7 protein-coding genes are annotated in these 12,230 nt (G+C 74.2%); 3 read left to right on the top strand and 4 right to left on the bottom strand.

All coding sequences use genetic code 11. The annotated features are described in order from the left end of the window. Window positions 1-817: 817 nt before the first annotated feature. Entirely contained in the window at window positions 818-2,971 is a 2,154-nt protein-coding gene (locus AB0M30_RS01675; RefSeq protein ID WP_364578537.1) for a DUF6049 family protein, read from the bottom strand. Next, complete coding sequence (locus AB0M30_RS01680; RefSeq protein WP_364578540.1) at window positions 2,968-3,510, bottom strand: NUDIX hydrolase; 543 nt, start codon at window positions 3,508-3,510, stop codon at window positions 2,968-2,970. The genes AB0M30_RS01675 and AB0M30_RS01680 overlap by 4 nt, the downstream gene beginning before the upstream one ends. Window positions 3,511-3,611: 101 nt before the next feature. Between AB0M30_RS01680 and AB0M30_RS01685 the strand changes: the two genes are divergently transcribed. Genes AB0M30_RS01685 through AB0M30_RS01695 form a run of 3 tightly spaced genes read left to right on the top strand, consistent with a single transcriptional unit; the run spans window position 3,612 to window position 7,223 of the window. Then, window positions 3,612-5,048 carry a CCA tRNA nucleotidyltransferase gene (locus tag AB0M30_RS01685; protein WP_364578543.1) on the top strand — a complete coding sequence of 479 codons (1,437 nt, stop codon included), beginning with the start codon at window positions 3,612-3,614 and terminating at the stop codon, window positions 5,046-5,048. A 3-nt stretch (window positions 5,049-5,051) separates the two neighbouring features. Next, window positions 5,052-6,359, top strand: a complete 1,308-nt coding sequence (locus tag AB0M30_RS01690) for an ATP-binding protein (protein ID WP_364578546.1) — start codon at window positions 5,052-5,054, stop codon at window positions 6,357-6,359. 12 nt (window positions 6,360-6,371) lie between these two features. Then, complete coding sequence (locus AB0M30_RS01695; protein WP_364578548.1) at window positions 6,372-7,223, top strand: class I SAM-dependent methyltransferase; 852 nt, start codon at window positions 6,372-6,374, stop codon at window positions 7,221-7,223. Here AB0M30_RS01695 and AB0M30_RS01700 read toward each other — a convergent pair. Together AB0M30_RS01700 and AB0M30_RS01705 are read right to left on the bottom strand one after the other, a co-directional pair. After that, the gene (locus AB0M30_RS01700) at window positions 7,210-9,117 is read right to left on the bottom strand and encodes a TNT domain-containing protein (RefSeq protein WP_364578551.1); all 1,908 of its coding nucleotides are present in this window, start codon (window positions 9,115-9,117) and stop codon (window positions 7,210-7,212) included. The two genes, AB0M30_RS01695 and AB0M30_RS01700, sit on opposite strands and share 14 nt — an antisense overlap. Before the next feature lie 34 nt (window positions 9,118-9,151). Then, a complete protein-coding gene (locus AB0M30_RS01705; protein ID WP_364578554.1) occupies window positions 9,152-12,214 on the bottom strand; it encodes an ADP-ribosylglycohydrolase family protein in 3,063 nt (1,020 codons plus the stop codon). Window positions 12,215-12,230: the final 16 nt, after the last annotated feature.

Genomic DNA, 12,230 nt, shown 5'->3' on the forward strand with positions numbered 1-12,230 from the left:
CGGCCCGGGTGGCCCCGCCGGGTTCGGCAGCTTCGGCGGCGGCACCGGCGGCATCGGGGGCATCGGGGGCACCGGCTGGACGCGGGTGGGCGCCGGACCCGCGCCGCGCGGGGGCGGGCCGCCACGCGGCGGCTGAGGCGGGCCCTGCGGCGGCGGGACGCGCCGGGCTGGGCGCCCGTCCCGGCCGGGGCCGTCGTCGCCTACCGGACGCTGCTCGCGTACCGGACGGCCGTCTCGGGGAGGGGCGTCTTCGCCCGCCGGGCGGCCGTCGCGCGGGGGGCGGCCGTCTCGGGGCGGCCCCTCGCCCGCCGGGCGGTCCCGGACCGGAGCCTCGTCGTGGGCGGGCCAGCCGTCGTCGCGCGCGGGGCGGGGCGGGGCGTCGTCGCGGGCCGGCCGCTGGCCACGGGGCGGGGCGTCTTCGCGCCCGCGCCGCTGGTCGCGGGCCGGGCGGCGGGGCGGGACGTCGTCGCGGACCGGGCGCTGGTCGCGGACCGTCGCGTCGTCGGGAGCCGGCATCTTGCGCGGGTGACCGTTGCGGGGCGGCTGGCGGCGGCCGCGCTCCGGGGGCGGAGGCGGCGGCTGCTGCTGGCGGCGGACCGGCTGCGACGGCTGTGCTGCCTTCGGTGGCCCGTCACCCCGTTGCGGGGGCGGGGGGCCTTCGCGCCGAGGACGACCCGCACGCTCGGGTGGTAAGCCCGGCTCTCTCTCCAACGCGTGCCCAATCCTCGGTGCTCTACTCCGGTGCCGCGGCCCGGTGCCGCGCACGTGCGGACCAAGGGTAATCGCGAACCGCCCGGAACACTCGAAGGCCGAGCGATCAGGCCACGACGTCGCGGCCCGCGCGGGCGTCCTTCACCCGCCGGTAGATCCGCCGGGAAGCGAGCAGAAGCAGGGCCACACCTGCGGCGACGGTCGCGATGATGGTGATCGCGCCGTATTCGGTGGACGTCAGTTCGAACCGCGCGGATGACCCGAGCGGGGTACCGGTGGGCGTGCGCAACGACACATCGACGCTGAACCGGCCGGCCCGCAGCGCCTCCACCGGGAGGAAGTAGTTCTTGCCGCCGCTGGCCGGGAAGAACCGGTCCTGGGCGTCCCCCGGGCGCAGGCCGGTGTTGTTGTCGAGGGCGAACCGGGCGTTGATCCCGACCGGCAGGTCGTTGCTGACGTATACCGGCAGCGGCGAGTTGCCGGACGCCAGCGCGATGGTCTGCTTCGGCTGCGAGACGGTCACCCGCCCGCTGATCGCCGTCAGGTCGGCCTGGGCGTTCGTGGTCGCGGCGTCCGCCGGCAGGCCCCGCCACGCCGTGGAGGCGCCGCGCAGCTCGGCCAGCCGGATCGGCTCGACGACGTCGTCTGGCTTCACCCGTTTGGTCGGGTCGAGCTGCATCGCGGACGCCAGCCCGGTGGCCTTGACGTCGAGCCCGGCCAGCGTCGAGACGACGTCGGGGTCGACGCCCGTGGCCGGGACCGGGCCGCCGTCGCCGACCGAGCCGGAGGTCGCCGGGACGGCGGCGAGCAACGTCGGCAGCGGGGTCGCGGTGACCAGGCCGGCGTTCAGGAATTCCCCGACCTGCTGCAGGTAGGTGGTGAACTCCTCGGCCGCGGCGTCCCAGCGCCGCGGCGGCGCGACCAGCAGGTGGTCCGGCCGCTGCTGCCCCGCGGCCAGGCCCAGCCCGGCGCGGAAGGCGAGGGCGCCGAGGCCGTTCTGGCCGGCGACCGCCCGCTCGGTCGTGGCGGGGACGGTGACCGAACCGGGCACGGTCGGGACACCCGTCATCGCGGCGGTGATCAGCGAGTCGGTCGGCTGCACGCGGACGGTGCTGCCCTGCACCGTGACGCCGCCGCCGGCCGCGGCGGGCGCGAGCTTGCCCACGTCGGTGAGCAGGGTCCGCACGCCGGCCTCGGTGAGCGCGGTGAGCACCGACGCGCCGGGTGTGCCGTCCGGCCAGAGCACGCCGGTCTGCGGGGGGACGTCGGTCAGCTCCTGGATGGTCGCGGCGCCGTTCGCCGCCCGGGCGACCAGGCTCGTGTCGCCGGGCCGGATCCGGGTGAGCGCGTCGAGGTCGGCGTCGGCGAACGGCAGCGCCACCACGCAGTGGCCGCCGACCAGGGTGCGGAGCTCGGACAGCCACGTCTTCGCCGCCTCGGCGCCCTTGCCGTCGACGTTGCCGGCGTCGGTGTGGACGAGGTAGCCGCGGGTCATCGCGTCGACGGTGGCGAGCAGGTCCGGGTCGAGCGCGAAGCACATCGACTTCGCGAGGTTGACGTTGGTCCGCACGGCCGACGACGCCGACGTGACCAGCGCGTTCAGCCGGCCGTCCCCGCTGATCTCGGCGGCCAGCCGGTCGTCGGCCAGCACCACCGGGCTGCCGTACGGCGCCGCGTAGACGTGCGGGACGTTGCCGGTCAGGGGCCAGAGCAGGGTCATGCTCGGCGCCGCACCGGTCCGCCCGCCCGTCTTGCCCGGCCCGGCCAGCACCGGCATCAGCATGCTGACCGCGCCGAGCCGCGCGGGCCCGCCGAACTCGGGGGTGCCGTTGACGTTGACCAGCAGCGGGTAGACGCCGGGGGGGGAGAACCGGTTCGCCCGCGGCCCGGTCAGGGGCACGGTGATGGTCAGCGGCGCGCTCTGCCCCGGCTCCAGCACGTCGGCGACCGACGTGAAGTCGGTCAGCGGGTTGTCCCTGACGACCGCGCCGGACAGCACGTCGCCGACCCCGCGTTCGGTCGTCGCCCGGTCCCCCACCTGCAGCCGCACCTGCGGCTTGGTGACGCGGCGATCGCCGGTGTTGGTCACCGTGCCGGTGACGGTCAGCGTCGTCGTCGAGCTCGTGATCACCCGCGGGCTGAGCCCGGCCAGGTCGACGCGCAGGCGCGCGCCCTCCTGCGCCTGGGCCACCGTCGCGCCGGCGAAGGCGGGGACGGCCAGGAAGAGGACGGACAGGAAGGCTGCGGCGAACCGCTTCACTCGGGGGCTCCCTCAGGGGCGTGCTCGTCTCGTCCGAGGACGTCCGGGCGCGCGAAAAGTTCCTTGGCCTTCCGGACGAGCTTGCGCTCGTCGGAGTAGGCGAGTTTGGTCTCCAGCTCGGCCAGCGGGACCCAGGCCACCTCGGTGACCTCGACGTCTTCGTCGGAAAGCTCACCGCCGAGCGCTTCGAGCAGGAAGTGGTGCACGGTCTTGTGGATGCGCCGCTTCTCGGCCACGAACCAGTAGTCGATGGTGCCCAGTGGCCGTGTGACGCGCGCGGAGATGCCGGTTTCCTCCTTCACCTCGCGCACGGCCGTCTGTTCCACCGTCTCACCGTCCTCGATGTGGCCCTTGGGCAGCGACCACAGCAGTCTGCCGTGCCGGTCGAGCCGGCCGATCAGCACCGCCTGTTCGCGCGCCGCGTCCACCACGAGGCCACCGGCCGACGTCTCGTCGACCGTGGTCAGGCGCCTGCCGCGCTGCCGCCTGCGCCGCCTGCGCGGCTTCGAGGCGCCGGGGCGGCCGGCTGATCCAGACATGCTGCGATGCTAGAGCAAACGGTTGCCCCGGTAGGCTGGCTCTCCGTGTCCGTGTCCGGCGGTGCCTGGAGCAATCGCACCTGGAACGTAGTGGGATTTTCGTGAACGACGTGGTCGACAAGCAGGTGGCGGAGCTGATGCAGGTCTCCCCGCTGGCCGAGGAGCTGGCGGAACGGTTCGCCAAGGCGGGGCACCGCCTGTACCTCGTGGGCGGCAGCGTGCGAGACGCGCTGCTCGGCCGCCGCTCCGGCGACCTCGATTTCACCACGGACGCGCGGCCCGACCGGGTGCTGAAGATCGTCAGCGGCTGGGGTGACGCGGTCTGGGACGTCGGGATCGCCTTCGGCACGGTCGGCGTGACGAAGAAGGGCATGCAGCTCGAGATCACCACGTTCCGCGCCGACAGCTACGACCGCGTCGGCCGCAACCCCGAGGTCACCTTCGGCGACAGCATCGAGGGCGACCTGCTGCGCCGCGACTTCACGGTCAACGCGATGGCCGTGGAGCTGGCGTCCAAGACGTTCATCGACCCGCACGACGGGCTGAGCGCCCTGCGGGAGCGGGTCCTGGACACCCCGGCGACGCCGCAGGAGTCGTTCGCCGACGACCCGCTGCGGATGCTGCGCGCGGCCCGCTTCGCCGCGCAGCTGAACTTCACCGCGGCGCCGCGGGTGGTCGACGCGATGACGTCGATGGCCGAGGAGATCGACCGGATCACCGCCGAGCGGGTGCAGGCCGAGCTGTCGAAGCTGCTGCTGGCGGCCGATCCGCGCCCGGGGCTGGAGCTGCTGGTCGAGACCGGGCTGGCCGACCGGGTGGTGCCCGAGGTGTCCGGCATGCGGCTGGCGATCGACGAGCACCACCAGCACAAGGACGTCTACCAGCACTCGCTGACCGTGCTCGCCCAGGCGATCGACCTGGAGACCTCGCACGAGCCGACGTCGGAACCCGATCTGATCCTGCGGCTGGCGGCGCTGCTGCACGACGTCGGCAAGCCGGCGACCCGGGAGTTCCAGGAGGGCGGCGGCGTCAGCTTCCACCACCACGAGGTGGTCGGCGCGCGGATGGCTCGCAAACGTTTGCGGGCGCTGAAGTTCTCCAAGGAGATCGTCGATGACGTCTCCCAGCTCGTGTTCCTCCACCTGCGGTTCCACGGCTACGGCAAGGGTGAGTGGACGGACTCGGCGGTCCGCCGGTACGTCACCGACGCCGGGCCCCTGCTGACCCGGCTGCACAAGCTCGTCCGCGCCGACTGCACCACGCGCAACCGCCGCAAGGCGGCCGCGCTGCAGGCGACCTACGACGACCTCGAGGCCCGGATCGCCGCGCTCAAGGCCAAGGAGGACCTCGACCGCGTGCGGCCGGACCTCAACGGCGAGCAGATCATGGCGCTGCTCGGCCTCCAGCCGGGGCCGGACGTCGGGAAGGCGTGGAAGTTCCTCAAGGAGCTGCGCCTGGACCGCGGGCCGCTGGACCACGACGAGGCGGTCGCCGAGCTGAAGAAGTGGGCCGCGGAAAACGGCGTCGGGAACGCGTGAGCCGTGGCGGGCGGGGGCAGCTTCCTGGTGGCGCTGCTGAGGCGCGGTGCCCCCGCGATCGCCACCGCCACGAGTGAGCTGCCCGACGAGATCGCCGATCCGGCCCCGATGCACGCGCTGCGGCGCATCTCCCGGATGTCGGGCCCGATCGACCCCACCGAGCGCGACGGCCTGCTGCTGCGCGCGACCCGGTACGTCGTGCTCATCCCGCTGGCGTACCGGCTGCTCGCGGTGCCCGGCCAGTTCGGCGTCTACGTCCTCCAGCACGGCACGACCGGGCTGCTGCCGGTCGGGGTGTTCACGCTCCTGTCGGTGGCGCTGAACCTCATCGGCCTGCGCTGGATGTTCCGCTCGGCGCCGTTCCGCGGCCGGAACGCCGGGAAGCTCCTGGCCGTCGACCTGGCCTTCACGGTGCTTTCGCCGCTGGTCATTGCGCTGACCGTGCCCACACCGGCGTACTTCGACGCGCTCGCGGTCACCAGCATCCACCTCTACGGCGAGGTCGGGCTGCTGACGCTCGCGCTGGGCCTCCCGAGCGGGGTGGTGTTCGGGCTGGTCAGCTTTCCGCTGCGGATGCTGGCGAACTGGCTGAACACCGGTGGCTTCCGGGCCGGGGCCGCCTTCTCGACGTACTCCGTCCTGCTCGCGGAGCTCTTCCTGGCCACCGCCGCACTGGTGCTGACCGGCCTCGGCACGCGGCTGGCGCTGGCCTACGGCACCCGCAACGGGCGGCTCGCCGAGCGCGCCCAGCAGCACCGGATGCTGCACGACACGGTGCTGCAGACGCTGGAAGCGATGGCGCTGGCCGGCCCCGGCGACGACGAGGACCGGCTGGTGGAGATCCAGCGGCTGGCCCGGGCGCAGGCGATGGAGATCCGGCACACGATCGAGTCGGCGGCGTCCGAACGGGCCGAGGCCGGCGCCCGGCCGCTGGGCGAGAAGCTCGCCGCGCTCGCCGCCGAGATGGCCCGCGACGGCCTGCGCGCCCAGCTCGTCGTGGCCGAGCTCGACGACGACACGCTGTCGGAGGTCCGGCAGATCGCCATCCGCGACGCCGTCCGCGAGGCGATGCGGAACACGATGAAGCACTCCGGCACCGACCGGGTCGTGGTCCGCGTCGAGGAGCGGGACGGCGGGATCGCGGTGATCACCCGCGACCACGGGAGCGGCTTCAGCGCGGCCGATCACCCGGCCGGGTTCGGCATCAGCGAGTCGATCACCGCCCGGCTGGCGGAGGTCGGCGGGACGTCGCTGGTCGAGTCGGGACTCGCCGGGGGTGGCACGCGGGTGACGTTGTGGGTCCCGTTCTGATATCCCCTGACCATGACCTCGATCGAGCTGCTGGCCGACGCCCTCGCCGCCTACCGGTCCGGTGACCGCGACCAGGCCGCCGAACTCGCCGCCCAGGCCGGGCGCGCCGGCTCCACGCTGGCGGACGAACTGCGGACGTACCTGGCCGGCGACGGCTCGGCCCCGGTGTACGACCAGCCGAGCGCGTTCACTGCGTTCATCCGCGGCGGCGGCAACGTCGCGCTGTACCGGGCGCTGAGCACCGAGCTGGCCATCCGGTACGACGCCGGGAAGCCGGAGTCGCTGCTCGACCTCGGCTGCGGTGACGGCCTCGCCGTGGTGCCCGCGCTGGAGCAGGCGTCGCACCTCCCGCCGCGGATCGACCTGGTCGAACCGTCGGCCGCGCTGCTCGAAGGCGTCCACGAGCGGGTGCCGTCGGCCCAGTGCTGGCAGTCGACCGCGCAGGACTTCCTGGCCCGCGACGACCTCGGCTGGGACTTCGTCCAGTCGACGTTCGCCCTGCAGTCCATCGAGCCGGAGCAGCGCGCGGAGGTGCTGCGGGCGCTGCAGCCGCGCACCGGGACGCTGGTGCTGGCCGAGTTCGACGTCCCGGAGTTCGAGGAAGGTTCGCCGGAGCACCTCCGGTCGCTCGTCGAGCGCTACGAACGCGGAGTGGCCGAGTACGGCGAAGACGCCACGCTCGTTGCCCAGGGCTTCCTGCTGCCGGTGCTGCTCGGGATCGTCTCCGGGCAGCAGCGGACGAACTGGGAGCACCCGGCTCCGGTCTGGGCCGAGCAGCTGACGACGGCGGGCTTCACCGACGTCGACGTCACCCCGCTCGCCGACTACTGGTGGTCGCCCGCCGTCCTGATCACTGCCTGCTGAGCGAGCCCGTCTCGACGTGCTGGGCGAGCGGCCGGGGCAGCAGGTGGGCGACCGCGCCACCCGGCATCCCGCCCCACGGCGCCGCCACGCCGGTCAGCACGCGGATCGCGCGCTGCACCCGGTAGAGCCGCTTCTCGCGTTCGCGCTCGAACGCCAGCGCCGTCTCGACGAACCGCGCGCCGTCGGCGTGCACCAGGTTGCCGGTCTCGTTGCCGAACCGGACGACCGTGGTGCCTGGCGGAAGCGTGATCAGGCGCTTGCCCCGGTAGAAGTTCAACGGCGGTTCGCCGCGCATCGGCAGGATCGGCCAGTCGGCCGGCTGGTCGGACTCCTCCGCCGGCCTCGGCGGCAGCATCAGCAGCACGCCCAGCAGGAACCGGGCCGCGTCGCCGAGCGAGCCGAACGCCACCGGCTCGTCGGACGGCGGCCGCGAAACCTCCCAGCCGTTCTCGGCCCGGCGCAGCGTCCAGACACCATCGGCCGGTATCTCGCCGGCGCCGATCCGGTAGGCCGCCGCCGGCACGCCGTGCTCGGCGAGCCGCTGCTGGAGCAGCTCCAGGGTCTCCGCGCCGCGCAGGTTCCGGACCGGCTCACCGCGGGCGACCCGGGCGAGCGCGCGTTCGTCCGGCAGATCCGCCGCCGTCTGCGGCGGCCGCGGCTGGCCCAGGACCTCCGCCTCGGCCGTCGCGCGGACGAGCTCCCGGACGAACGGCGGCCGGAAGCCCGCCGCCCGGGCGTGCTCGACCAGCTCCGGCTCGGGCGGCACCCCGTACTTGCGCAGGTAGTGCGGCACGGCGGCGGGCCAGATCCAGGTGCCGTCGGTGTGGAACGCGTTCGGCACGTCCGGCTTGGCCCCCGGTGCGCCGAAGATGTCCGGCAGCGGCGCGGGCCGGTGCAGCGCCACCGGCGCCCGGAACAGGTAGTCCAGCAGGCCGCGGACCTGGTCCGGCGGCACCGGCGGCCGGGTGACCACCGGGCGCTCGCCCTCGACGTGGGAGTCGGCGACCCGCGCGTGCCGGAACACGACGTCCAAGGGCAAGCCCGCCTTCGCCGTCAGCCACGCCGGCAGGTGCTTCGGCGTCCGCGGGAAGGTGGCCAGCTCCAGCTCGTAGGCGGCGGTCGACGGGCGGCCGCCGTCGTTGGGCGGCACCCGCCAGTCCGGCTCGCGGTCGGCGTCGAAGTCGAAGTCGAACTGCGACTGGTCGTCGAGGGTGAACGTGCCCTGGAACCACGTCCCGGCTTCGGCTTGGAACATCGCCGCCCGCAGCCGTGCGAAGAGCCCGCCGAGCTTGGGCGCGGCGGGCAGCGACACCGACACCGGGCCGTCCTCGTCGCCGACCGCGCGGACCTCGATCTCGGCGTAGTCCCCGACCTGCCGGAACTGCGCGCCGACCCGCGCCCAGCCACCGGGCACGGTGTGCAGCAGCGTCCGGCCGATGGCGCGCAGCAGCGCGTTCTGGTCGCCGCTGCCCGGCTGCGGTCGCGCCTCCGGCGTCTCGGAGAAGTCCAGCCGCGTCTGCCACAGCGCCGTGACCTGCTTGGCCGGCACGGTGACCGAGAAGTCGGTCAGGCCCAGCTGCGCCGCGCGGGCGGCGTCGTCGCGGACCCAGCGCAGGGTCAGCTCCGGCCGGTCGCCCGGCGCGACCTCGAAGACCTCGCCGTCGTACTCGGCGAAGGTCCGCAGCGTGAACGTCGACGGCACCTCGCTCGCCGGCACCACCCGCGCCGGACGCCCGTCGACCTCCTTGTCGAAGCCCTCCGGCGGCTCCTCCTCCGGCAGCACGGCCAGCAGCACCGTGCCGTCCGTGGTCGATCGCTGCGCGCGGAAAGTCCCCTCGCCCCACGTCGCATACAGGCCGTCCGGGCGTTCGGCCACTTCAACCCGGTTACGCACGTTTGTCCTCCCCGTCCCCAGTAGCCCCAAGAACCTAGTCGACCGGGTACCGAGCGAACCACCGGTCGTCGCCCGGCGCACCCGGGCCGAATTCGGTCAGCGCGTCGTCCGCGAGCTCGACGATGACTTCGCGGAGTTCCAGCTGGTCCAGCCAGCTTTGCCGCAGTGCTTCCTCGCCGTACATCGCGCCGACGAGGTTGCCGCAGACGGAACCGGTCGAGTCGCTGTCGCCGCCGTGGTTGACCGACGCGAGCAACGCCGAGCCGGCGTCCGTGGTGGCCAGCGCGACGTACACCGACATCGACAACGCCGTCTCGCCGACGTTGCCCTGCCCCAGCGACTCCAGCTTCTCCGGCGTCGGCGGCCCCTGCTCCGCCAGCGCCAACGCCGCGTCGAGCGCCGCGCTCTGCTCTTCGTGCGCCGGATGCTTCACCAGCTCCGCCCGCGCGGTCGCGACCGCGGCGAGCAGCGGCTTTCCGTGCAGCAGCTCGTGCACGATCACCGCGAAGCACCCCGACGACAAATACCCGCTCGGGTGACCGTGGGTCAGCGCCGCGCTCTCGGCCCCGAGCCGGAACACCTCGGCGAGGTCGTCCGACCACAGCGCGATCGGCGCCGCGCGCATCACGCCGCCGCAGCCCTTCGAGTTGTTCACCGGCCGGTCGATGGTGCCCCGGACACCCGAGCGGCCGTACGCCTCGAGCTCGCCGAAGCAGGTCAGGCCCGGTGCGCGCCGGCTGAACAACTCCTGGTGGGTGACCAGCCAACCGTCGGCCGCCTCGGCCGCAGACTGCGGCCCGCGCGCCCGGTCCCACGGGACGCCCTGGGTGTGCAGCCAGCGCTGGTAGGCCATCTGCAGCGAATGGACGACGTCCGCGGACCCGGTCCGGCGCTCCTGAGCGTGGGCCCTGATCAGCGCTTCGAGCGTGAAGAGCGTCATCTGGGTGTCGTCGGTGATCCGGCCGACGCCGCCGTACGCGGGGATGAAGTCGGTGATGCCGGCCGGCCCGGCGATCTCGCGGATCCGGTCGATCGAGTCGAACTCGGTCTTCGCGCCCAGCGCGTCCCCGATCGCCCCGGCCAGCAGGCTGCCCCGCAGTCGCGATCGCAAGTTCGGTCCCTTCGGTTCCGGGGTGAACCGGCCGCTCGGGTACCGGCGCTCCCAGCGGGCGTGTTCCGCGGTCTCCGCCCGGAGGCCGTTGCGGTTGAAGTACCGGAAGACGTCGCTCGCGACGTCGTCGAGCAGGCCGAGGTCGGGCAGCTCGGCGGCCCAGGGCAGGCCGGGCACCCCGACCCGGGCGCCGACCAGCGCGCCCGCGATCGCGCCCGCCACCGGCCCGGACCGCGCGGCGAGCCTGATCGCGGCTTCCGGGTCGTAGCCGCGCTTGGCCGCGGCGAACAGCGCGCGGCCGAGCACCGATCGGACGCTCCGGCCGTCGCCGATGGACTCCAGCTGCGTGACGTCGTCGGCGTCGCGGTCCGCGCGCAGCGCCAGCGTCGAAGCCGCCAGGTCGCCGCCGATCTCGTGCAGGCGGACGTGCACCGGCAACGCGAACGTCTCCCGCGTCAGCAGCGCCTGGAACAGCGAAATCAGCAGCTCGACGCCCTCGGTGACCTCGGCACCGGCCGCGCTGCCGGTCAGCTCGCGGGCGACGTCCTTCGCGTACCGCTCGCCGTCGACGTCCGCGACGGCGACCGCGCCGGCCGGGGTCGCGGCCAGCGCCGTGGCCAGGAGCGCGGAGAACTCGGCGGGCGCCGGGCCGGCGTGCCGGGTGGCGACGGCGAGCCAGCCGACCGGGTCCGGTTCGGGCAGGGTCGCCGGGACATCGCCGGTCGGCACCGGCGGCAGGCTCCGCAGCACGATGTCGGTGTGGAACAGCAGGTGCCGCGTCAGGCCGCCCAGCGGCAGGGGGCTCGCCGGGTCCGCGCCGCCGCCGAGGGCGTCACCGATCGCGAAGCCGACGTACGCACCGACGATCCGGTGCCACGCGAAGCGGTCGGCCGGCGTCCCCAAGGCGGAGAACTTGCCGAACGTCCACGGCACCGGCCGTGGGCGCGCGTCTTCGCCCAGGTACGCGATCAGGCCGTTCGCGCGCAGGTCGGCGGGCCGTTCCGGCTCCTGGCCGGCCCGGCGGCGGACGCCGTTGCGGTATTGCCAGGCGAACCCGCGCAGGTACCGGACGCACTCGGTGGAGGTCAGCTCGAAGTGCTGGTCGCGGGCGTGGTCCAGGGCGTACCGCAGGTGCCGTTCCAGCAGGTCGGGCGGTTCGACGCCGAACTCCGCGACCAGCTCGGGCAGTGCCGCGGCGACCTCCGGCCCGGCTTCCGGCGCGGGCTCTTCGACCGGGGGCCGGGGTGCGGTCGCGGCACCGCGGGCCGCGGCCAGTTCGGCGGCGGTCAGGCTGCGGACCAGGTCGGTGCCGGGGTCGAGCGTCAGCCCCGCCGACGGCGGCAGCTCCCGGACCGAGACCCGCCACCGGTGCGGGTACCGGCCGGGCACCTTCGCCGACGAGCTGTAGGCGATGACTTCGCGCCCGCCCGTACCGGGGACCGGCCGCAGCAGCGGCTCACCGGTGTCGAGCAAGGGCACCAGTACTTCGCAGTCCAGCAGGGCGAGGGCGAACTCGGCGCGGCTGATCCAGCTCGCGGCCAGGTAGTTCAGCAGCTTTTCGGCGTCGGTCGTCGGTACCGGGAACCCGCGCCAGACCGGGCCGGGGGTGTACTGCTCGTTGACCCGGTGCTCGCCGTCCGCCCGGGTCCAGCCGCGAACGGCCCGCAGCGGGAGGTCCAGCTCGGGGAACGCCTTCTCGTCGAACTCGGGGTCGACGTCCGGCCGCCACCCGGCCTCGGCGGGCGTGCTCGCCATCGCCGGCTGGTCGAACCCGATCTCGCCGCCGTCGTCCGGCACGCGCACCACCGGGCCGGGGAACAGGCCCGCGCCGATGTCGGTGCCGTCCAGGTAGGCGGCCGCGTTGACCGTGAAGCTCCAGCCGTCCGGACGGCGCACGGTGAGCTCCGGCCGGATCCGCAGCTGGTCGCCGCCGGGCCGCGTGCGCAGCCACTCCCGCGCGCGAGCGGCGGCTTCCTCTTCGTCCATTCTCCCCATCCTCGCG

Source organism: Amycolatopsis sp. NPDC051716 (genome assembly GCF_040681595.1).
Taxonomy (GTDB): domain Bacteria; phylum Actinomycetota; class Actinomycetes; order Mycobacteriales; family Pseudonocardiaceae; genus Amycolatopsis.